Raw genomic sequence first — 21,761 nt, 5'->3', positions numbered from 1 at the left:
GTCAAGACGACGACGACGGCTCCGACCAACTGGTCGAAGGGCCCCGCCGTGGGGTCTCGAACCACGAGGAGTACGACATGAAGTTCCTGATCAGCATGCACATCAACCCGGCCGTCCTGGACGCGCTGACCGACGAGGAGAAGGCGGCGATCGGCGACGGCCACGGCGCGTTCATCGAGGCGCTGAAGAGGTCCGGCGAGCTGATCACCACGCAGGCGCTGGTCGACCCGTCACAGGCCGCCGTGGTGACCGTACGCAACGGCCAGCCGGTGGTGACCGACGGACCCTTCCTGGAGGCCAAGGAATACCTGGGCGGCTTCTACCTGATCGACTGCGAGAACAAGGAGCGGGCGATCGAGCTGGCGACGCAGATCCCGGACACCGCGATCGAGGGTCTGGGCGTCGAGGTGCGGCAGGTGATGTTCGCTGACGGACAATTGGAGGCATGACCGCACAAGCCCTCGAGGACCTGCTGCGTGAGCTCACGCCGCAGGTCCTCGGCGCGTTGGTACGTCGGCACGGACAGTTCGAAGGGTGCGAGGACGCCGTGCAGGAGGCCGTCCTCGCCGCCACCGTGCAGTGGCCGGCCGAGGGAGTGCCGGACAACCCGCGCGGCTGGCTGATGACCGTCGCGTCCCGGCGGCTCATCGACCAGATGCGCAGTGACCACGCGCGCCGCGAGCGGGAGTCGGCGACGGCCACCGAGGTGGTGCCCGAGGACGTACCGGACACCGACGACACGCTCGTCCTGCTGTTCCTCTGCTGCCATCCGACGCTGACCGCGGCCTCTCAGACCGCCCTGACGCTGCGGGCGGTCGGCGGCCTGACCACTGCCGAGATCGCCCGCGCGTTCCTGGTGCCGGAGGCCACGATGGCGGCCAGGATCAGCCGGGCCAAGCAGCGCATCAAGGCCGCCGGCAGCTCGTTCGGCCTGCCGGACGGCGCGGAGCGCGAGGAGCGGCTGCGGGTCGTCCTGCACGTGCTCTACCTGATCTTCAACGAGGGCTACACCGCATCCTCCGGCAGCGAGGTACACCGCGCCGACCTCGCGCACGAGGCGATCCGGCTGGCCAGGATGGTGCACGCGCAGCTGCCCGAGGACGGCGAGGTGACCGGGCTGCTCGCGCTGATGCTGCTGACCCACGCCCGCCGGGAGGCGCGTACGACGGCGACCGGCGACCTGGTGCCGCTGGACGAGCAGGACCGTACGACGTGGGACCGCGGGCTGATCGACGAGGGCCTCGAGCTGGTCAAGACGTCGCTGGCCGGCCCGGCCCTCGGCCCTTACGAACTGCAGGCCGCCATCGCCGCCACGCACGCCGACGCGGCCACGGCCGAGGAGACCAACTGGCGGCAGGTACACGCCCTCTACCTGATCCTGGAACGGATCGCCCCCAACCCGATGGTCACCCTCAACCGGGCGATCGCGCTCGCCGAGATCGAGGGCCCGCCGGCCGGGCTGGCCCTGCTGTCGACATTGGACGGTGACGAGCGGATGGCCGGGCATCACCGGCTGCTGTCCGTGCGGGCGCATCTGCTGGAGAAGACCGGCGACACGGCCGGGGCGTACGAGCACTACCGGCACGCCGCGAAGGCCACCGCCAGCATCGCCGAGCAACGCTACCTGGAGTCCAGGGCCGGCCGGCTGAGAACGTAGAAGCCCCTGTCACCGCCCTGCCGGGCGCCCCCGTTGGGCGCCCGGCACCGACTGGTCGGAGCCGGCGTATCGCCCCCGAAATCCTCGTCGCCGGAGCCCGGCGAACGGATCAGGGGGCGAGCATGTCGGCGGTGACGTTGGCCTCGGTGCCGGCGATGCCCTGGTCCATGGCGCGCTTGTCGGCCATGGCCAGCAGCCGCCGGATCCGGCCGGCGATGGCGTCCTTGGTCAGCGGCGGCTCTGCGAGCTGCCCGAGCTCCTCCAGCGACGCCTGCTTGTGCTCCAGCCGCAGCCGGCCGGCGGCGACGAGGTGCTCCGGGGCGTCGTCGGCGAGGATCTCCAGGGCGCGCGCGACCCGCGCCCCGGCCGCGACCGCGGCGCGCGCGGAGCGGCGCAGGTTGGCGTCGTCGAAGTTGGCCAGCCGGTTGGCGGTCGCCCGCACCTCGCGGCGCATGCGGCGCTCCTCCCAGGCGAGCACCGAGTCGTGCGCGCCGAGCCGGGTCAGCAGCGCCGAGATCGCGTCGCCGTCGCGGACGACGACGCGGTCCACGCCGCGCACCTCGCGGGCCTTGGCGTGGATCCGGAGCCGCCGGGCCGAGCCGACGAGGGCCAGGGCGGCCTCCGGACCGGGGCAGGTGACCTCGAGGGACATCGACCGGCCGGGCTCGGTCAGCGACCCGTGCGCCAGGAACGCCCCGCGCCACGCCGACTCGGCGTCGCAGGCGCCGCCGGAGACGACGTGCCGGGGCAGGCCCCGGACCGGGCGGCCGTTGTTGTCGATCAGACCGGTCTGGCGGGCCAGGGACTCACCGTCGCGGAACACCCGCACGACGTACCGGTTGCCCTTGCGCAGGCCGCTCGGCGCCAGCACCACGACGTCGGAGCTGTGGCCGAAGACCTCCGCGAGGTCCTTGCGCAGGCGTCGCGCCGCGGCTCCGGTGTCGAGCTCCGCCTCGATCACGATGCGCCCGCTGACAATGTGCAGGCCCCCGGCGAAGCGCAGTAGTGTCGACACCTCGGCCTTGCGGCAGCACGGCTTCATGACGGACAGCCTGCTCAGCTCGTCCTTCACCACGCCGGTCATCGCCATTGATGGATCCTCCCCCTGTAGCCATCATCCCGTCAGGGCAGTCTCGCGGAATCTTGCCGGGGACAGTGGCCGCTGACAAAGATCTGTGCGAACGCTTGGGCCAACCGTGCCGGATCATGCCGTGGAGATCCATCTCCGGCCGCGACGTCGGCCAGCACGAGCGTTCCACCGAGGGTACGTGCCGCTTTTTCAAGAACATCGCGCTCCTCGACGACATTCCGGTCGGCGAGGACGACATCGACCCGGAGGTCGGGGGCGTGCGCCCGCAGCACCTCCAGGTGCCGCTGCGGCGAGAAGTCGTCGGTCTCGCCGGGCTGGGGTTCGAGGTTCAGTGCGACGATCCGCCGGGCGGAGGTGCGCAGCAGCGCGTCGGCCAGCTCCGGCACCTTCAGGTGGGGCAGCACGCTGGTGAACCAGGAGCCGGGCCCGAAGACGACCCAGTCGGCCTCCTCGATGGCGCGCAGCGCCTCCGGGCAGGCGGGCGGGTCCGGGGGCACCAGGGAGACGCTCAGCACCTGTCCCGGCGTCTTCGCGCAGGCCACCTGCCCCTGAACGTGCGTGATCTCCTGCGGCCGATCCGGGTCGGCGCCCCGGACCTCCGCGACGATGTCGAGGGGGACGGACGCCATGGGAAGCACCCGGCCCTCCGCGCCCAGCAGCCGCCCCATCCAGTCCAGGCCGGCGACCGGGTCGTCGAGGAGCTCCCACAGCGCCACCATCAGCAGGTTGCCTACGGCGTGCCCGTGCAGCTCGCCCTGGCTGCGGAAGCGGTGCTGGACGACCTCGCTCCAGGTGCGCCCCCAGTCGTCGTCGCGGCACAGCGCGGCCAGGGCCATGCGCAGGTCGCCGGGCGGCAGGACGCCGAGCTCTCGCCGCAGCCGGCCGCTGGACCCGCCGTCGTCGGCGACGGTCACGATGGCCGTGAGCCGGTCGGTGACGCGGCGCAGCGCTGACAGGGAGGCGAAAAGTCCGTGCCCGCCGCCGAGGGCGACGACCTTGGGGGATGTCACGTGCGGTTATTCCCGTCCCAGATCCCGGTGGACGACCCTTACCTCGAGCCCCTCGTCGCCCAGCCGGGCGCCGAACTGCTCGGCCATGGCGACACTGCGGTGCTTGCCGCCGGTACAGCCGACGGCGAGTGTCACGTAGTGCTTGCCCTCGCGTTCGTACCCCTCCACGAGGAGCCGCAGCACCTCGGTGTAGGAGTCGAGGAACTCCTTGGCCCCCGGCCGCGACAGCACGTAGTCCCGTACCGCCGCGTCGCGGCCGTTCTGCGGGCGCAGCTCGGGGATCCAGTGCGGGTTCGGCAGGAACCGGCAGTCGACGACCAGGTCGGCGTCGACGGGCAGGCCGTACTTGTAACCGAAGGAGACCACGGTCGCGCGCAGGCTCGACTCCGCCGCCTCGCCGCCGAAGAACTCGACGATCTTGGCCCGCAGCTCGTGGACGTTCAGCGCGCTGGTGTCCAGGACGAGATCGGCCTCGGCGCGCACCTCGCGCAGCCGCTCGCGCTCGCGGGCGATGCCGTCGACGATCCGGCCGTCGCCCTGCAGCGGATGCGGCCGGCGTACGCTCTCGAACCGGCGGACGAGCACGTCGTCGGACGCCTCGAGGTACACCACGCGCGGATGCGCGCCCCGCGCCTCCAGGTCGTCGAAGGCCGACTGCAGGTCGGTGGTGAAGGCGCGGCTGCGCACGTCGACGACGACCGCGATGCGCGGGACCGCCCCCTGGCCCCGCTCGGCCAGATCGGCCATCGTGGCCAGCAGCGCGGGCGGCAGGTTGTCGACGACGAACCAGTCCAGGTCCTCCAGCGACTTGGCCGCCGTGCTCCGCCCGGCGCCCGACATGCCGGTGATGATCACTATGTCGGGCACCTGTGGCGTGCCCGTTAGATTCGCCCCTGTCGTGTGATTCACGTCCTGCCTCCCCCGTCCTGGGCCGGTGACGCCGTCCCGTCCTGGGCGCCTGGTGCGGCCCCGTCATCGGCGCGCAACGCCGCGATGATGTTCTCAGCCGTACGGCGCCCGATGCCAGGAACCTCGGCGATCTGGTCCGGACCGGCCTCCTTGAGGAGCTTCACCGACCCGAAGTGCTTGATCAGCGCCTTGCGGCGGCCCGGGCCGAGGCCGGGGACGTCGTCGAGCTCGCTGACGAGCATGCCTTTGCTGCGTTTGGTCCGGTGGTACCGGATCGCGAAGTCGTGCGCCTGGTCGCGCAGCCGCTGCATGAGGTACATCGCCTCGCTGTTGCGCGGGAGGATCACCGGATCCTCCTCGCCCGGCAGCCAGATCTCCTCCAGGCGCTTGGCGATGCCGCACACGTCGACGTCGTCGATGCCGAGCTCGTCGAGCGCCCGCTGGGCGGCGGCCACCTGCGGCGCGCCGCCGTCGACCACGACGAGGTTGGGCGGATAGGCGAACCTGCGCGGCTTGCCGGTCTCCGGGTCGATCGGCCCGCCGGCCTCCGGCTCGCCCAGGACGTCCAGTTCGCCGGTCTTCTCGGTCTCCTCGAGGTAGCGCTTGAAGCGCCGGCGGATCACCTCGTGGATCGAGCGCACGTCGTCCTGGCCCTCGACCGTCTTGATGGAGAACCGCCGGTATTCGCTCTTGCGGGCCAGGCCGTCCTCGAAGACGACCATCGAGGCCACGACGTTGGTGCCCTGGAGGTTGGAGACGTCGTAGCATTCCATGCGCAGCGGCGCCTGCTCGAGCTCCAGGGCGTCCTGGATCTCCTGCAGGCCCTTGCTGCGGGTCGTCAGGTCGGTCGCCCGGCGCGTCTTGTGCTGCTTGAAAGCCTCGACGGCGTTGCGCTCGACCGTCTCCATCAGCGTCTTCTTGTCGCCGCGCTGGGGCACGCGCAGGTCGACGCGGCCGCCCCGGTGCTCGGCGAGCAGCTCCACTACCGCGTCGGTGTCCGGCGGCAGCGCGGGCACGAGGATCTCCCGGGGCACCGCCTCGGCGGCGGCCTCGCCGTACATCTGCAGCAGGAACTGCTCGACGAGCTCGCCGGTCGTGACCTCCTCGACCTTGTCGACCACCCAGCCGCGCTGGCCACGGATGCGCCCGCCGCGGACGTAGAAGGCCTGCACGGCGGCCTCGAGCTGGTCGTCGGCGAAGGCGATCACGTCGCAGTCGGTGGTGTCGCCCAGCACCACGGACTGCTTCTCCAGCGCCCGCTGCAGCGCCCGGATGTCGTCGCGCAGCCGCGCCGCGCGCTCGTACTCCTGCTCGGCGGCGGCCGCCTTCATGTCCTTCTCGAGGGCCTTGATGAAGCGCGCGGTCTCGCCCGCCATGAAGGCGCAGAAGTCCTCGGCCAGCTCGCGGTGGCCCTGCTCGGTGATCCGGCCGACGCAGGGCGCGGAGCACTTGCCGATGTCGCCGAGCAGGCAGGGCCGGCCCATCTGGCGCTGCCGCTGGAACACCCCGGCCGAGCAGGTGCGCACCGGGAACACCCGCAGCAGCTGGTCGACGGTCTCGCGGATCGCCCACGCGTGGGAGTACGGCCCGAAGTAGCGGACGCCCTTCTTCTTGGCGCCGCGCATGACCTGCACGCGCGGGACGTCATCGTGCATCGTCACCGCGAGGTAGGGATAGGACTTGTCGTCGCGGTACTTCACGTTGAACCGCGGGTCGAACTCCTTGATCCAGGAGTACTCCAGCTGGAGCGCCTCGACCTCGGTGCCGACGACCGTCCAGCCGACGTCCGTGGCGGTCTGCAGCATCGTCTGGGTGCGCGGGTGCAGCCCCGCGAAGTCGGCGAAGTAGGAGTTCAGCCGGGAGCGAAGGTTCTTCGCCTTGCCCACGTAGATGACCCGGCCTGTCTCATCACGGAATCGGTAGACCCCGGGCGATTCAGGTATGGAGCCGGGCGCGGGCCGATAGGTCGCCGGATCTGCCACGCCGTAAGCCTAGTCGCCTCGCGATGCGAGCCGCTTCAGTGGCGATATGGGGTGATATGAGTCACCTGTGCATTCTGTGGATTTGGGGGAAGAACGGCGTGTCGGGAAGGTCGGGTTCCGTCGTCGATATCGCTAAGGGGGACCTTCATCGTGTCGACCGTCACCGCGCTGGCCATTCTGCTCGGGTCGGTCCTGCTCGGCCTGCTGGTCGTGGAGATTCTCCGGAGGGTGCTCACGAGCCGGCCGGTGTCCCGCCGGCCGCTGGCCCCGCCGATCGCCCGGCGCTGCGGGAAGCCCGCCTTCGTCCTCGCGTTCGCCACGGGGGCGACGGCCGGGCTGCCGCCGAGAGAGGTCCTCGGCCGGTTCACCGCGGACATCCGCCACGCGCTGTCCCTCATCGTCATCGCGTCGGTGACCTGGCTGCTCATCCAGGCGGCGTACGCCGCCACCGACGTCGCCCTCGATCACCTGACCAAGATCGAGGGTGACCGGAACGTCCGCGCCCGGCGGGTCCGCACCCAGGTGATGCTGCTGCGCCGCAGCTCCGCCGCGATCGTCGCGATCATCGCGGCGTCGTCGATGCTGTTCACCTTCCCGGCCGTACGGGCGGTGGGCGCGGGGCTGCTCGCCTCCGCCGGGATCGCCGGCATCGTCGCCGGTATCGCCGCCCAGTCGACGCTGAGCAACGTCTTCGCGGGCCTGCAGCTGGCCTTCAGCGACGCCCTGCGGATCGACGACGTGATCGTCGTGAAGGGCGAGTGGGGCCGCATCGAGGAGCTGACCCTCACGTACGTCGTGATGCGCCTTTGGGACGAACGGCGGCTCGTGCTCCCCGTGTCGTACTTCGCGCAGAACTCCTTCGAGAACTGGACGCGGCACACCGCCCGGGTGATCGGCACCGTTCTGCTGCACGTGGATTGGAACGTTCCCGTAGAGGAGCTGCGAACGGAGCTGTACCGGTTCCTGCGTGAGCATCCCCTCTGGGACCAGAAGGACTGGGTCCTGCAGGTGACCGACGTGACGCCGAACGGCCTGGTCCAGTTGCGGGCGCTGATGAGCGCGCACGACTCGGCCAGCGCGTTCGACCTGCGGTGCGACGTCCGCGAGCACCTCGTCGCCTACATCCGGGAGAATCACCCGTCGACGCTGCCCCGGCTCCGCACGGACATGGACGGCCCGAACGCGTGGTCCGAGAACCGGTCCGAGAACCGCGCCTGAGCCGGCGACCATGGTGACGAGCGGCGACCGCCGCCCGCCACCACGCCCTGGGATCAGGCCAGCTTGATCTCGCCGTTCTCCACCTTGACGGACTTGCCCGGCAGCGGCTGCGACGCCGGGCCGTGGGCGACGGAGCCGTCGCTGACGTGGAACTTGCTGCCGTGGCACGGACAGTTGATCGTGCCGTCGGAGACCGAGCCGACCGTGCAGCCGCGGTGGGTGCAGACCGCGCTGAAGGCGGCGAACTCCCCCTTCTTCGGCTGCGTGACGACGACCTTCTGATCCTTGAAGATCTTTCCGCCGCCGACCGGGATGTCCGAGGCCTTGCCCAGCGCGCCGCCGCTCCCGCCACCGGAGTCGTCGCTCTTTCCGCCGCAGGCGGCGAGCGTGCCGGCAAGGCCGGCCACGCCGACCCCGAGCAGCATTCCACGGCGCGTCGGCGCCGCGTCCGGTCCGGTGTCGGCGTCCGTGGAACCGGCCGGGGCGGCCGAGGGATCGAACGGCATGGGTTCCTCCTCGTGTTCGGGCCTACATCCGGGTTTCACGCAGGAGAGATCCATTCGGTTCAACCTTATTCGACGATGATTCCGTCGCCCTGCAGCCGAACGGTGAACTCCTGCAGGGGCGCACCGGCCGGTCCCTGCTTGACCGAGCCGTCCGTCGCGTTGAACTCGCTGCCGTGACAGGGGCAGGTGATCACGCCGTCCTCCGGGCTGCCGACGGTGCATCCCTGGTGGGTGCACGTGGCGGTGAACGCCTTGAACGTCCCCTGCGACGGCTGCGCCACGACGATCTTCCACTTGTCGATGACCTTGCCGCCGCCGACGGGGATCTCCCCGGTACGGGCGATCACCTTGCCCTTGATCGCCGGGGGCACGATGGCCTTCGCCGATCGCGTCCCGCACGCGCCAAGGCCGATCACCCCCACGCCCGCCAGAGCCGCCGTGCCCAGCAGCCGCCGCCGGGAGCAGCAGCCCACCGCTTCCTCTGACATCCGTCTCCCCACAAGGTCATGTACTACACGCTGTAGTACATCGCGGCCTCATGCTACCGCCCGGTCTCCGGACGCGATGACCGGGTCAGACGCCGAGGATCTTGGCGAGGAACTGGCCCGTGTGGCTCTCCCCGACGTTCGCGATGTCCTCAGGGGTGCCGGTCGCGACGACGGTGCCGCCGCGCGACCCGCCCTCCGGGCCCATGTCGATGATCCAGTCCGCCGTCTTGATGACGTCGAGGTTGTGCTCGATGACGATGACGGTGTTGCCCTTGTCGACGAGGCCGTTCAGCACGCCGAGCAGCTTGCGGATGTCCTCGAAGTGCAGGCCGGTGGTGGGCTCGTCGAGCACGTAGATCGTCCGGCCCGTGGAGCGGCGCTGCAGCTCGGAGGCGAGCTTGACCCGCTGCGCCTCGCCGCCGGACAGGGTCGGCGCGGGCTGGCCGAGCCGGACGTAGCCGAGGCCGACGTCGTTGAGCGTCTGCAGGTGGCGGCGGATCGCCGGGATGGCCTCGAAGAACTCCAGGCCCTCCTCGATCGGCATGTCGAGGACCTCGGAGATCGTCTTGCCCTTGTAGTGCACGTCGAGGGTCTCCCGGTTGTACCGGGCGCCGTGGCAGACCTCGCAGGGCACGTAGACGTCGGGCAGGAACTGCATCTCGATCTTGATGGTGCCGTCGCCCGAGCACGCCTCGCAGCGCCCGCCCTTGACGTTGAACGAGAACCGGCCGGGCTGGTAGCCGCGGACCTTCGCCTCGGCGGTGGCCGCGAACAGCTTGCGGACGTGGTCGAACACGCCCGTGTAGGTGGCCGGGTTGGACCGCGGGGTGCGGCCGATCGGCGACTGGTCGACGTGGACGACCTTGTCGAGCTGGTCGACCCCGTTGATCCGCTTGTGCCGGCCGGGCACCGTGCGGGCGCCGTGGAGCTGCTTGGCCAGCGAGGTGTAGAGGATGTCGTTGACCAGCGTCGACTTGCCCGACCCCGACACGCCGGTGACGGCGGTGAAGACGCCGAGCGGGAACGCGACGTCGATGTCGCGCAGGTTGTGCTCGCGGGCGCCCTTGACGACCAGCTCGCGCCCGCGCTGGCGCTTGCGGCGGGCCGCCGGGACGGCGATCTCCTTGCGGCCGGAGATGTACGCCCCGGTCATCGAGCTCTCGTCGGCCAGGAGCTCCTCGACCGGGCCGCTGACGACGATCTGGCCGCCGTGCTCGCCCGCTCCCGGGCCGATGTCCACGACCCAGTCGGCGGCCCGGATGGTGTCCTCGTCGTGCTCGACGACGATGAGGGTGTTGCCGATGTCGCGCAGCCGGATCAGCGTCTCGAGCAGGCGGTGGTTGTCGCGCTGGTGCAGCCCGATGGACGGCTCGTCCAGGACGTACAGCACGCCGACCAGCCCGGAGCCGATCTGAGTGGCCAGGCGGATGCGCTGCGCCTCACCGCCGGCCAGGGTCGCCGACGCCCGGTCCAGGCTGAGGTAGTCGAGGCCGACGTCGAGCAGGAAGCCGAGCCGGGCGTTGATCTCCTTGAGCACCGCCTCGGCGATGTGCTTCTCCCGCTCGCTCAGCTCCATGTTGAGCAGGAACTTCGCGCACTCCCCGATCGGCATGGCGGCCACGTCGGCGATCGACCGGTCGTTGACCGTGACGGCGAGGACGACGGGCTTGAGCCGTTTGCCCTCGCACGACGGGCACGGGATCTCCCGCATGTAGCCCTCGAACCGCTCCCGGCTGGAGTCGCTCTCCGCCTCGGAGTGGCGCCGCTGGACGTACGGGATCACGCCCTCGTAGGTCGTGTAGTAGGAGCGCAGCCGGCCGTACCGGTTGCGGTAGCTGACGTGCACCTGCGTGTCGTGGCCCTGCAGGACCGCCTTGCGGGCCTTGGCCGGGAGCCGCTCCCAGGGCGTGTCGAGGCCGAAACCCAGCGCGTCGCCGAGCGCACCGAGGAGCCGCAGGAAGTAGTCGCTGATGTGGCCGTTCGACCACGGAGAGATCGCCCCCTCCTCGAGGGTCTTCTCCGGGTCGGGTACGAGCAGCTCCGGGTCGACCTCCATGCGAGTGCCCAGGCCGGTGCAGTCGGGACAGGCGCCGTACGGGGAGTTGAACGAGAAGGAGCGCGGCTCGAGCTCGTCGAAGGACAGGTCGTCGTACGGGCAGTAGAGGTGCTCGGAGAACATCCGCTCGCGCTGCTCGTCGTCCTCGGGCAGGTCGACGAAGTCGAGGATGACCGTGCCGCCGGTGAGGCCGAGCGCCGTCTCGATCGAGTCGGCGAGCCGACGGCGCGAGCCCTCCTTGACGCTCAGCCGGTCGACGACGACCTCGATGTCGTGCTTCTCGTACTTCTTGAGCTTGGGCGCCTCGTCGAGGCGTACGAGGTTGCCGTCGACGCGGGCGCGGGAGAAGCCCTTGGTCTGCATGTCGCGGAACAGCTCGGCGTATTCGCCCTTGCGGCCGCGGATGACGGGGGCGAGCACCTGGAACCGGGTGCCCTCCTCGAACTCCATCACCCGGTCGACGATCTGCTGGGGCGTCTGCTTGGAGATCGTGCGGCCGCAGATCGGGCAGTGCGGGTGCCCGATGCGGGCCCACAGCAGACGGAGGTAGTCGTAGACCTCGGTGATGGTGCCGACGGTCGAGCGGGGGTTCTTGGACGTCGACTTCTGGTCGATCGAGACCGCCGGGGACAGCCCCTCGATGAAGTCGACGTCGGGCTTGTCCATCTGGCCGAGGAACTGACGGGCGTACGCCGACAGGGACTCGACGTAGCGGCGCTGGCCTTCCGCGAAGATCGTGTCGAACGCCAGGCTGGACTTCCCGGAGCCGGACATGCCGGTGAACACGATCAGCGCGTCGCGCGGAAGATCGAGTGAGACGTCTTTGAGGTTGTGTTCACGCGCTCCGCGCACGATGAGACGGTCAGCCACGGCGTATCCGCTATCCCCTAGGGCCTGGTTGAGAGACAGTCAGCTTCAGGCTAACGAGGAGACAGGCCGGTTTCTTCCGGACGCCGCACACGGCGGGCCCCTCGTCGCATCGAAACCGTACACGTGTTCGAAGAGAGATCGCCACCGAAACGCACGAGGCTCAGGAGACGGACGGGTAGATCATTCGGGCCGGTCGTCGAGGGCATGGTCGAGGTAGCGCTCGGCCGACCGGTGTACGGTGCCGGCCCCGTCGGCGGAGACGATCCGGCCCCACCAGCCGCCGTACACCCGCTCGAACGGGAACGGCTCCATCCGGCGCAGCGCGCGGCGGATGATGCGGGCCCGGGCACCGCCACGGGCATCCGACGGACCGAGCGCCGAGCGTCTCGGGGGTGAAAGGATGAGCGGGTCAGCGGCCATGTCCCCGATGACAGACTGGAAGGAGAGCGCGTGTCCTACACAGGCGATGTCGAGGTCGGCGGTCCCCCCGACATGCGCGAGCTGCCTGGCCTGACGATCACCAAACTGGCCGTCGGGCCGTTCGACAACAACGCCTACCTGCTGCGTTGTACCGCCACGGGCGAGCAGGTCCTGATCGACGCCGCCGCCGAGCCGGAGCGGCTGCTCGAGCTCCTCGGCGACGCCCCCCTCTCCCGTGTCGTCACGACGCATCGCCACCAGGACCACTGGGGCGCGCTCGGCGCCGTCGTCGACGCGACGCATCCGTCGGTCGTGGCCCACCCCGACGACGCCGAGGCCCTGCCGCTGCCGGTCACCGAGCCGGTTCGGCACGGCGGCACCGTCCGCGTCGGGCAGAACACCCTGTCCGTGATCCACCTGCGCGGCCACACCCCCGGGTCGATCGCGTTGCTGTACGGCGACGGCGACACGCCGCACCTGTTCACCGGCGACAGCCTGTTCCCGGGCGGACCGGGCAACACCTGGGGCGACGCGACGCTGTTCGGCCGGCTGATGGACGACCTCGAAGAGCGGGTCTTCGGCACCCTGCCGGACGAGACGTGGATCTATCCGGGCCACGGCAAGGACACCACGCTCGGCCGCGAACGCCCGCACCTCAAGGAGTGGCGCGCCCGAGGCTGGTGATCGCGTGTCCGGCCCTCCGGTCCTGGGCCCGGGGCTGGTGATCCCGGCCACAATGCGCCACGATCGGCACATACCGGACGTTGGTCGGTACACCGGTGAGATCCTTCAGGCCGCGGATCGGTACATCGGCGGCCGCGATGAGGGGATGATTGGTGGAGACGGGCGTGCGGAGCACGCCGGGGACGCTAGCCGGGTAAAGGGGCATGACGGGCGTGACCAGGCAGGTGGCCGAGACCGAGGGTCTGACGGACGTGGAGCTCGCGGCACGGCTGCGCATGACATTGGGCCGGCTGAGCCGTCGCCTCCGCCAGCACGGCCCGCAGACGCTGACATCCAGCCAGGCCTCGACCCTCGCCAGCGTGGAGACGCTCGGCCCGGTGCGCCTCGGTGACCTGGCCGCCGCCGAGGGCGTCAGCGCGCCGACGCAGAGCCGTCTGGTCGCGTCCCTGGAGGCCCAGGCCCTGCTGCGTCGCACTCCCGACGTCGACGACCGGCGGGCCACCCTCCTGGAGATCACCCCGGAGGGCCGCCGCCAGCTCGAACAGCTGCGCACCGAGCGGTCGGCGTTCCTCGTCGAGCGGCTCGGCACCCTGTCTCCCGCGCAACGCGCGGCGCTGGTCTCGGCGCTCGACGTCCTCGAGGACCTGGCCGAGACCTGAGGCCTGGCTACTACGCCTTGCGGTAGGTCTTCTGGAGGCCGACGAAGAACAGCTTCTTGCCTCCGTTCACCAGCTCGACCCGCCAGTACGAGGCGCCCTGGCCGGTACGGTCGGACAGGTCGAAGGTCGTCGCGTCTCGCGGGGTGGCCTTACCGCTCCACAGTTTCTGGCCGAAAGCCATCCACTGGCCGGTGCCGTCGGGCTGGAACTGGAAGTAGTCCTTCCCCGCGTCCTGACTCCACTTGCCGGCGAGCGCGTGGAGCCAGGTCTTGGCGTCGGCGGTGCGTACGTGCGGCGTCGTGGGCTCGGCGGTGGGCGGCAGGTCGATGCTTCCCGGCATGGTGGACTCGGCCACGGGTGACGAGGGGCGGGAAGGCCGGGCGGTCGGTCGGCGGCCGCCGTTCCGGTCGGCGAGGGCGGTGACCAGCAGGATGCCGGCGGCGGCGACCGCCAGCACGATCGAGATCGTCCGCGTCACCGCGGGCGCCACCGAGGGCAAGCGCATAAGTACCTTCCCCAGAAATCTTCCCCTGTGATCACGTTACAGGGCGGAAACCTGGTCTGGGACATCCCCGGCGAAGCCGCCCTAGGCCCTCGGGAGGCGGTCAGCGACGCGTGCGCCCGGCCCTCGCGTCGGCGTCGGTCATGCCGGTGTCCGTCTCGTCCGTGGCGGTGTCGTCCGGCTCCCGGCCGGTGCCGTCGCCGTCGCCGGAGGCGGGATCCCGGTCCGAACTCGCCTCCGGCAGCGGGCCGGGGGCGTCCGGGACCGCCGGAGCGGGAACGGCCGGACCGGGGCCGGGGTGGTCGGCGACGGCCTGGCCGGGTCCTTCTCCGGCCTCCCGGTCCTCCGTCCCGCCGCGCCGGGCCCTGATGAGGCTGGCGACCGTGGTCACGAACATCGTCGCCCCGATGACGACGAGCGAGAGGCCGGTGGAGATCTCGGGGACCTGCGGGAACCAGGTCGTGTGCATCGCCTCGAGGACGAGCTTGATGCCGATGAAGGCCAGGATGAACGCGAGCCCCTTGCTGAGGTACACGAGGCGGTCGAGTAGTCCCCGGAGGAGGAAGTACAACTGCCGCAGCCCCATCAGCGCGAAGGCGTTGGCGGTGAAGACGAGGTAGGACTCCTTGGTGAGCCCGAAGATCGCGGGGATGGAGTCGAGGGCGAACAGCAGGTCGGTCGATCCGATGGCGACCATCACGATCAGCATCGGGGTGATGAGGCGCTTGCCGTCGATGTGGACGGTCAGCCGGTGCTCGTGGTACTTCTCCGTCGTCGGGACGGCCCGGCGGATCCAGCGCACGAGGATGTTCTCCTCGTACTCGTCCTCGTCGGGCTCGCCGCGCACCAGGCCGTACGCGGTCCAGATGAGGAACCCGCCGAAGATGTAGAACAACCACTCGAAGCGGGCCAGCGCCGCGGCGCCCACCGCGATGAAGATCCCTCGCATCAACAGCGCGATCATGATGCCGATCAGCAGGACCTTGTGCTGGTTGGCCCGGGGAACGGCGAACCGCGCCATGATCACATAGAAGATGAAGAGATTATCGACGCTGAGGCTGTACTCGGTGAGGTAGCCGGCGAAAAATTGCGCCGAATAGTCGGCCCCGGCCACGAACAGCAGGCCGATGCCGAAGAGGATCGCCAAGAGGACGTAGAACGTCACCCACGCGCTCGCCTGCCGCATGGAGAAGTCGCGTGGCTTTCCACGGTCGACCACCCACAGGTCGAACATGATGAACGCGAGCAGCCCCAGCAGGGTGAGACCCCAGACCCAAAGGGTGACGTTCACAAGTGCACTTCCTCCGGTGGCAGACAACGGCCCCGGAGGTCTCTTCCGCCCTCACTCATCGGTGAGGGCCGACAGCACCGGGCCGCATATGGCTCCTGGGACCGTGGTGACGACACTGCCGCGAAGGAATACTCCCCTCCTGGGGACCGACTATATCCAAAGGCTTACCTTCCGCGTACCGCGATGTGATCAGGGCGTGGTCCGCGTGGCCCGTGCGTAAACCGAGGCGAGTTGGTCGAGCGCGTCCTCGTCGGTCGGCAACCGGGAGGCCCGCTCGGCGGCGGCCGCCGCGAGCCGCTCGGCGAGCGCCGGCTCGTCGAGCACGCGCCCCACCGCGCGTTCGAGCGCGGCGGCGTCCCCCGAGGGGACCAGCAGCGCCGCCTCGCCCACCATGCCGGGCACTCCGCCGACGCGCGTGGCGACGAGGGGCCGGCCGGCGCGCAGTATCTCCTGGACGATCAGGGGTTGGCCCTCCCAGACGCTCGGCAGGACGGCGACGTCGGCGGCGGCGAGGAGGTCGGCGACGTCCGAACGACGGCCGAGCAGCCGCACGGGGAGGCGCTCGGCGGCGATGCGGTCGCGCAGCTCCGCCTCCAGCGGCCCGTCCCCGGCGATGAGCACCAGCGGTGCGGCGTCCAGCCGGGCCCAGCCGGCGGCGGCGTCCAGCAGGGTCGGCAGTCCCTTCTGCTCCGCCAGCCGCGCCACCGTCAGGATGAGGGGACGGTCTCCAGCGCCGAGTTCGGCGCGGATCCGCTTCGGCGCCTCGGGGTCGTCGGACGGCGGGGCGGCCGGCGCGGGAACGAGCGCGAGCCCCACCGAACGCGCGCCCAGCGAGCGCATCCGCTCCTCCAGGTCCGGGGATACGCCCAGGACCTCGGCCGCGCCCCGCGCGACGACGCGTTCGAGCGTGGCGTACGCCGCGCCGGTCAGGCCGCCCGCGATGGAGGCGTTGTGCAGCGTGACGACGAGTGGTGGACCCGCCGTGCCGAGGCGCAGCGGCCCCGGAACGGTACGGACCCGGGCGAGCGCGGCCAGCCCCCCGGCCCGCAGACCGTGCGCGTGAACGACGTCGGCGTCCCGGGTGAGGCGCCGGAGCCGGGCGACCGCCCGTACGTCGCCCAGGGGATGCGGGCGGTCGGCGATCTCGACGGGGGCGAACGCCGTGCCGGACGCGGTGAAGCCGAACAGCGCGTCGGCCGAGGCCGGGCCCAGGACGACGACCTTCGCGCCGCGCGCCCGCAGGCCGTCGGCCACCGACCGGACGTGCCGTCCGAGCCCGCCGGCGGCCGTCGCCAGCACGAGCGCGACCTTCAGTCCTTCCATCACCGCTCCGCCCTCATCGATCGGCCAGTCCTCTCCGTCGCAGTCTCCGCCCGATCAGGCCTCGTAGACCGTCCCGGTCGCCCACGTACGCGACGGCCAGGAAGCCGGCGCCGGCGGCCAGCGCAGCCAGGACGCCCACGCCGACGCTGGCGGCCAGGCCGGTCGCGCCGAACGCCGCCACGACGCCGGCGCCCGCGGCGTACCCGGCCGCCGCACCGGCCAGCCCCGTCGCCACCGCCCGCCCCATGCCGCGGAACGCCGTCCTGCCGCGGGTCCGCGCCAGTGTGATGAGCAGGAGTACCCCGGCGACCGTCATGCCGATCGAGTTGCCCAGCCCGAGCGCGGCGACGGCGTCACGCCGCCCCGCCGCCTCCACCAGCGCCACCTCCGCCGCGATCACCGTGATCCAGCCGGTCACCTGGGCGGCCGCCGACGCCCGTCCCTTGCCGGCGGCGTAAAGGACGCGACCGACGTGCGCCATCAGCCCATAGCCGATCAGGCCGGGCGCGAAGGCGACGATCGCGCGGGCGAGGTCGGACGGCGGCACGCCCCCCTTGGTCCCGAGCAGGAACACCCGGGCCACGGGCAGCGCGGTCGCGGCGAGCACGGCCGCCCCCGCGCAGGACAGCAGCACGATCGCGCGGGTCGTGGACGCGGCGGTGCGGTCGAAACCCTCCTGGTCCCCGTCGCTCGCGCGCGCCGACAGGACGGGGAACGCGCTGGTCGCGAGCGGGACGGCCAGGACGCCGTACGGCAGTTGGAACAGCGCCCAGGCGTACTGGTAGACCGCCAGCGCGCCCGACCCGCCCCTCGCGTTCGCGAAGACGATGACGACGCCCCAGGCGGCCTGCTGGGCGACCAGCGTGGCCAGGCCCGCCAGCGCCAGCCGCCGGATGCGCACGGCGACGCCGGGCGGGAACCTCAGCGTGGGCCGCAGCAGCCCGAGCCGCAGCCGCGCCGCCGGACCCACCACCGTGACGACGAGGGCGACCACGCCCAGGGTCGTCCCGACCGACAGCGTCAGCTCCGCGCCCCGGGTGACGGTGGACAGGTCGTGATGGTTCGGGGCCTGCCGATAGCCCGCGCCGGTCGACAGGAACGTCAGGTACGCGCCGATGACGACGAGGCTCGACACGAGAGGGGCCAGCGCCGGGCCGAGGAATCTGCGGTGGGCCTGCAGCACGCCGTACAGCACCACGGCGAGCCCGTAGAACAGGATCTGCGGGGCGAACGCCACCAGCATGCGCGTGCCCGCGTCGATCACCTGGTCGCGTGAACAGCCCGGCACCGCGTCGCGCACGAGCACGTCCGCCATCAGGGGACGGGCGGCGACGGCGGCGATCAGGGTGAGCGGCAGGAGGATCAGCACCGTCCAGGTCATCAGCGCCGAGGCGATCCGGCCGGCCTCCGGCGCCCGGCGAGCGGCGGGGCCCGCCAGGACCGGCACGACCAGGCTCGCCAGGGCGCCTCCCGCGACCACTTCGAAGACGATGTTCGTCACCTGGTTGCCGGTGAAGTACGCGGTGGCCAGGCAGTCGTTGCCGACGGTGTGGGACAGGACGAGGCTGCGAGAGAACCCGACGATGCGGGCGAAGACGGTGATGACACCGATGAGGACGGCGGCGCCGGCGAGGCCCCTCCCCCGGCCGACGGTGGTCTCCCCGGCCTCCTCGGTCACGTCCGGTGCCGTCACGAGGTGTCCGACGGACGCGCCTCCGGCACGACGGGACGGCGGCCCAGCTGGTCGAGCCAGTTCAGCGGCGGCGTCGCCCGGATCACCTTCGTGAAGCTGACGACCTCACTGGCGGCGTTGAGCGCGGTCACCCCCGCGAGGACGCCCAGGCGGGACCGGCGGCTCAGGCCGGTCGCCGACAGGCCGATCAGCGCGCCGAAGGCGTTCGCGCCCGCGTCGCCGAGCATCGCGCGCTCGCCGAGGTCCTCCGGCAGCAGCGCGATCGCCGCGCCGAGCGGGGCGGCCGCGACCGCCGAGCCGCTGAGCAGCCCGCCGAACCGGCCGCGCGGCGCCGAAGGTGACGGCGCGGCGAAGACCAGCGGGCTCGCCAGGAGCCCGGCCTTGATCGCGCGGCCGGGCCGAAGGTCGAACAGGTTGAGCAGGTTGGCGGTGCCGGCGATGAGCGCGCCGTTGATCAGGACGTCGAGCAGGGCGCCCCGGCGGGTCGGCGCGCCGCTGCCCGCGACCACGGCGGCGGCCAGGCCGGCGGCGCCGATGCCGAGGATCTTCACCGCGCCCGTGGTGACCTCGCCGCGGGCGAGCGCCGACAGGTGGCCCTTGAAGCCGCGGGAGTCACCGGACCCGGCGAGGTCGTCGTAGCCGCCGAGGGCGCCCGTGGCGCCGCCCGCGAGGATCGCGGCGGCGCGCATCCGCGCCGGCACGCCCGGTGCCACGGCCACCGCCGTCACCGCGCCCACCACGAACGCCGGCCCTTCGAGGAGGGTCACCGGCTCCCCGCGGTGGTTGGTCCGCACCCAGAGCTTCTCCTCGCGGGGCGGACGGCGGGTCAGCGCGACGTACGCCGCCCGTGCCGCCGCCGCGCCCAGCACGGCCCCCGCCACTGCCTTACGCATGCCGCCTCACTTCTTCGTCTTCGTCATCGTCGGCGTGGGCGTCGGCACCGGGGTCGGGAGCGGTCCGTCCACCTTCGACCCGATGCCGTAGTCACCGGCCTTGCCCTGCTTGGCGGCGACCAGCGCGAGCACCGCCGTCAGCCGGCCGGCCGGAACGTCCGCCGTGTCGACCGTCGAGACGTGCCCGTCGGCATCGTCGTCATCGCGCAGCGCCTTGATCAGGCCGCCCTGGGTCGCCGAGTCGGGGTCTCCCACCGCGACGACGCCCCCGCCGTAGGTGTAGAGGGCGGTGGGCAACGCGCCGAGCGCCTTGTTCTGGGCGTCGGCGTTCTTGTCGTTGCTCGCGGCGGCGGGCGCGATCACGATGGCGAGTGTCGCACGGGTCGCGGGCTGCCCGCTGAAGGTCAGGAAACCCGCCTCCTTGAAACCGGACAGGACCTGTCCGGCCGCCGGGTCCTCCTGGCCGCTGCGCGCCGCCTGCTTGGTCACCAGCACCGACGCCAGCTCGCTCGCCGTGCGGTCGTACGACGACGCATCCGCGGGGAAGTTCAGGCCGGCGGGCTTCAGCTGGTCGGTGAGCTCGTTCAGCGTGGCCTGCTGGTTCGGGTCGAGGTACTTGCTCTGCAGCGTGACGTAACCGCTGATCCGCGCCCCCGCCTTCTGCACCATGTCGGCGGTCTGCGCCCGCATCTGGTCGTCCGCGCCGGGGGCCTCGACGAACACCACGCTCTGGTCCTTGAGCCGGCCGGCGACGACCTGCCCCGCGACCGCGTCGGTGACCTGACTGCCGTAGTCACGCACTTGCGCGGCCGCGTCCTTCTCCTTGCGGAGCACCTCGTTGCTGTTCTTCAGCCGATTCGAGTTGTCCTTCAGCTGGTCGACCAGCGGCCCGCGCAGCGCTGAGGCGCCGACCACGAGGCCGAGCGCCAGCGCGAGGAAGACCGCGATGATGGAGACGAGGTGGTAACGGAAATCGATCACGTGAAGAGTCCGTTTAGCCAGTAGACGAATTGGTGCCACCAGTCGGCGACGATGGGCTCGAAGGCATCGCCGGCGGGTGAGGAGACGATTGCGGCGACCATGGCGACGAGCGTCGCAGCGATCAGCATGAGCAGTGACGACGCCTTGATGCGGCTGCGGTAGAGCCGGCTCACGCCCTTGGCGTCGACGAGTTTGCTGCCCACCCGCAGCCGCGTCAGGAACGTGCTGGACATTCCGGCGCGGCCCTTGTCGAGGAACTCCACGAGCGTCGCGTGGGTGCCGACCGCGACGATCAGGGTGGCGCCCTTGTCGTCGGCGAGCAGCATCGCGATGTCCTCGCTGGTCCCCGCGGCGGGGAAGACCACGCCCTCCCTGCCGAGGTCGTGGACGCGGTTGAGGCCGGGCGCCCGGCCGTCGCGGTAGGCGTGCACGACCAGCTCGGCGCCTGACGTCAGCGCCTCGTCGGAGACCGAGTCCATGTCCCCGACGATCATGTCCGGCCGGTAGCCGGCCTCGATCAGCGCGTCGGCCCCACCATCCACGCCGATGAGCACGGGACGGTATTCGCGGATGTAGGGCCGGAGGGTCGCGATGTCCTCGCGGTAGTGGTAGCCGCGCACGACGATGAGGACGTGACGGCCATCGAGGTCGGTCGTGATGTCCGGGACGCCGACGCCGTCGAGCAGGAGATCCCGCTCCCGCTTGAGGAACTCCATCGTGTTGGCGGCGAACGCCTCGAGCTGGGCGGGTAGCTCTGCCCGTGCCTCGGTCATCGCCGCCTCGACCGACTCCTCGGTCTGCCGGATGCCCTTGGTGGCGACCTGCTCGCCGAGGTAGACGGTCTCGCCGTCGATGCGGACGACGTCGCCCTCGTGAACCTTGGTGAAGACGTCCGGCCCCACGTCGTCGATCAGCGGGACGCCCGCCTCCACGAGGATCCGCGGCCCGAGGTTCGGATAGCGCCCGGAGATGCTGCGCGCCACGTTGACCACCGCGGCGACCTGGCAGGCGGCCAGCGCCTCCGCGCTGACCCGGTCCAGGTCGACGTGATCGATGATCGCGATGTCGCCGGGCTGGAGGCGCTTGGTCAGCTTCTTGGTCTTGCCGTCGAGGCGGGCGACGCCGGTGATACCCGTCTCCCCCTCGCGCCGGTCGCGGCGCAGCCCACGCCGCAGCGGCGCCCGGAGGCGGACGCCGCTCTTGATTCTCGGGGAGACCTCGTTCATCGTGGTGCCAATCCTGCCAGAGCCCGGACAGTGCCACCGGTAACGACGACCGTTATGGCGTGTTCGTTCGCCCACAGACGGTGGCCGTCCGCGCGGCGCCCGCTCACCGCGGCACTCGATCGTCCCTGCGACGGCCCGCAGCCGTACGATCGCCACGCGGAACCGACCGGCACTCGGCCGCCCCTGCGACGGCCCGCCGCCCCAGCCTACGATCACGGCGCGGAACCGACCGGCATTCGGTCACCCCTGCGACGGCCGGCCACCGTACGATCGCCACGGAACCGACCGGCACTCGATCGCCCC

At 71.3% G+C, this 21,761-nt stretch carries 20 protein-coding genes; 5 read left to right on the top strand and 15 right to left on the bottom strand.

What is annotated here, in order from left to right:
* The first annotated feature begins 77 nt into the window (after window positions 1-77).
* Both ABEA24_RS34700 and ABEA24_RS34695 read left to right on the top strand, forming a co-directional pair.
* The gene (locus tag ABEA24_RS34700) at window positions 78-449 is read left to right on the top strand and encodes a YciI family protein (protein ID WP_345436313.1); all 372 of its coding nucleotides are present in this window, start codon (window positions 78-80) and stop codon (window positions 447-449) included.
* Window positions 446-1,657, top strand: a complete 1,212-nt coding sequence (locus tag ABEA24_RS34695; RefSeq protein WP_345436311.1) for an RNA polymerase sigma factor — start codon at window positions 446-448, stop codon at window positions 1,655-1,657. The genes ABEA24_RS34700 and ABEA24_RS34695 overlap by 4 nt, the downstream gene beginning before the upstream one ends.
* Window positions 1,658-1,766: 109 nt before the next feature.
* Here ABEA24_RS34695 and whiA read toward each other — a convergent pair whose 3' ends face one another.
* From whiA to uvrC, 4 genes are read right to left on the bottom strand one after another with little or no spacing between them, the layout of a single operon-like run.
* A complete protein-coding gene (whiA, locus tag ABEA24_RS34690) occupies window positions 1,767-2,747 on the bottom strand; it encodes a DNA-binding protein WhiA (RefSeq protein ID WP_345436309.1) in 981 nt (326 codons plus the stop codon).
* A 32-nt stretch (window positions 2,748-2,779) separates the two neighbouring features.
* Entirely contained in the window at window positions 2,780-3,757 is a 978-nt protein-coding gene (locus ABEA24_RS34685; RefSeq protein ID WP_345436307.1) for a gluconeogenesis factor YvcK family protein, read from the bottom strand.
* A 6-nt stretch (window positions 3,758-3,763) separates the two neighbouring features.
* Window positions 3,764-4,666, bottom strand: coding sequence for an RNase adapter RapZ (gene rapZ, locus ABEA24_RS34680; RefSeq protein WP_345436304.1), 903 nt, complete (start codon window positions 4,664-4,666; stop codon window positions 3,764-3,766).
* On the bottom strand, window positions 4,663-6,648 hold the full coding sequence (gene uvrC / locus ABEA24_RS34675) for an excinuclease ABC subunit UvrC (protein ID WP_345436302.1): 1,986 nt from the start codon (window positions 6,646-6,648) through the stop codon (window positions 4,663-4,665). Before uvrC ends, rapZ begins: the two co-directional genes overlap by 4 nt.
* Before the next feature lie 150 nt (window positions 6,649-6,798).
* Between uvrC and ABEA24_RS34670 the strand changes: the two genes are divergently transcribed.
* Window positions 6,799-7,866 (top strand): mechanosensitive ion channel family protein, encoded by a 1,068-nt coding sequence (locus ABEA24_RS34670; RefSeq protein ID WP_345436300.1) that lies wholly within the window; start codon window positions 6,799-6,801, stop codon window positions 7,864-7,866.
* A gap of 53 nt (window positions 7,867-7,919) precedes the next feature.
* Here the strand turns inward: ABEA24_RS34670 and ABEA24_RS34665 are convergent, their stop codons facing one another.
* From ABEA24_RS34665 to ABEA24_RS34650, 4 genes are all read right to left on the bottom strand, one after another.
* Window positions 7,920-8,372, bottom strand: coding sequence for a Rieske (2Fe-2S) protein (locus tag ABEA24_RS34665; RefSeq protein WP_345436298.1), 453 nt, complete (start codon window positions 8,370-8,372; stop codon window positions 7,920-7,922).
* 65 nt (window positions 8,373-8,437) lie between these two features.
* Window positions 8,438-8,860, bottom strand: coding sequence for a Rieske (2Fe-2S) protein (locus tag ABEA24_RS34660; RefSeq protein ID WP_345436296.1), 423 nt, complete (start codon window positions 8,858-8,860; stop codon window positions 8,438-8,440).
* An 85-nt stretch (window positions 8,861-8,945) separates the two neighbouring features.
* Window positions 8,946-11,786 (bottom strand): excinuclease ABC subunit UvrA, encoded by a 2,841-nt coding sequence (gene uvrA, locus ABEA24_RS34655; protein WP_345436294.1) that lies wholly within the window; start codon window positions 11,784-11,786, stop codon window positions 8,946-8,948.
* A 180-nt stretch (window positions 11,787-11,966) separates the two neighbouring features.
* The gene (locus ABEA24_RS34650; RefSeq protein ID WP_345436291.1) at window positions 11,967-12,206 is read right to left on the bottom strand and encodes a hypothetical protein; all 240 of its coding nucleotides are present in this window, start codon (window positions 12,204-12,206) and stop codon (window positions 11,967-11,969) included.
* Between the two features lie 30 nt (window positions 12,207-12,236).
* On the opposite strand from ABEA24_RS34650, the gene ABEA24_RS34645 reads away from it, so the two are divergent.
* Together ABEA24_RS34645 and ABEA24_RS34640 are read left to right on the top strand one after the other, a co-directional pair.
* Window positions 12,237-12,890 (top strand): MBL fold metallo-hydrolase, encoded by a 654-nt coding sequence (locus ABEA24_RS34645; protein ID WP_345436289.1) that lies wholly within the window; start codon window positions 12,237-12,239, stop codon window positions 12,888-12,890.
* Between the two features lie 212 nt (window positions 12,891-13,102).
* Window positions 13,103-13,549, top strand: a complete 447-nt coding sequence (locus ABEA24_RS34640; RefSeq protein WP_345436287.1) for a MarR family winged helix-turn-helix transcriptional regulator — start codon at window positions 13,103-13,105, stop codon at window positions 13,547-13,549.
* 10 nt (window positions 13,550-13,559) lie between these two features.
* On the opposite strand, the gene ABEA24_RS34635 is transcribed toward ABEA24_RS34640, so the two are convergent.
* From ABEA24_RS34635 to steA, 7 genes are all read right to left on the bottom strand, one after another.
* Window positions 13,560-14,054, bottom strand: a complete 495-nt coding sequence (locus ABEA24_RS34635) for a hypothetical protein (protein ID WP_345436285.1) — start codon at window positions 14,052-14,054, stop codon at window positions 13,560-13,562.
* A 100-nt stretch (window positions 14,055-14,154) separates the two neighbouring features.
* Window positions 14,155-15,342, bottom strand: coding sequence for a TerC family protein (locus tag ABEA24_RS34630; protein WP_345436283.1), 1,188 nt, complete (start codon window positions 15,340-15,342; stop codon window positions 14,155-14,157).
* 189 nt (window positions 15,343-15,531) lie between these two features.
* Window positions 15,532-16,665, bottom strand: coding sequence for a glycosyltransferase family 4 protein (locus ABEA24_RS34625; protein ID WP_345436281.1), 1,134 nt, complete (start codon window positions 16,663-16,665; stop codon window positions 15,532-15,534).
* 13 nt (window positions 16,666-16,678) lie between these two features.
* Window positions 16,679-18,358, bottom strand: a complete 1,680-nt coding sequence (gene murJ, locus ABEA24_RS34620; RefSeq protein ID WP_345436279.1) for a murein biosynthesis integral membrane protein MurJ — start codon at window positions 18,356-18,358, stop codon at window positions 16,679-16,681.
* Complete coding sequence (locus ABEA24_RS34615; protein WP_345436277.1) at window positions 18,355-19,251, bottom strand: hypothetical protein; 897 nt, start codon at window positions 19,249-19,251, stop codon at window positions 18,355-18,357. The genes murJ and ABEA24_RS34615 overlap by 4 nt, the downstream gene beginning before the upstream one ends.
* A gap of 6 nt (window positions 19,252-19,257) precedes the next feature.
* Window positions 19,258-20,232: a copper transporter gene (locus ABEA24_RS34610; protein WP_345436274.1), complete on the bottom strand. Its 975-nt coding sequence runs from the start codon at window positions 20,230-20,232 to the stop codon at window positions 19,258-19,260.
* On the bottom strand, window positions 20,229-21,458 hold the full coding sequence (gene steA / locus ABEA24_RS34605) for a putative cytokinetic ring protein SteA (RefSeq protein ID WP_345436272.1): 1,230 nt from the start codon (window positions 21,456-21,458) through the stop codon (window positions 20,229-20,231). The genes ABEA24_RS34610 and steA overlap by 4 nt, the downstream gene beginning before the upstream one ends.
* Between the last annotated feature and the right edge of the window lie 303 nt (window positions 21,459-21,761).

Source organism: Actinoallomurus vinaceus, assembly GCF_039542055.1.
Classification (GTDB): Bacteria; Actinomycetota; Actinomycetes; order Streptosporangiales; family Streptosporangiaceae; genus Actinoallomurus; species Actinoallomurus vinaceus.
This window is presented reverse-complemented; position numbering and strand designations above follow the sequence as displayed.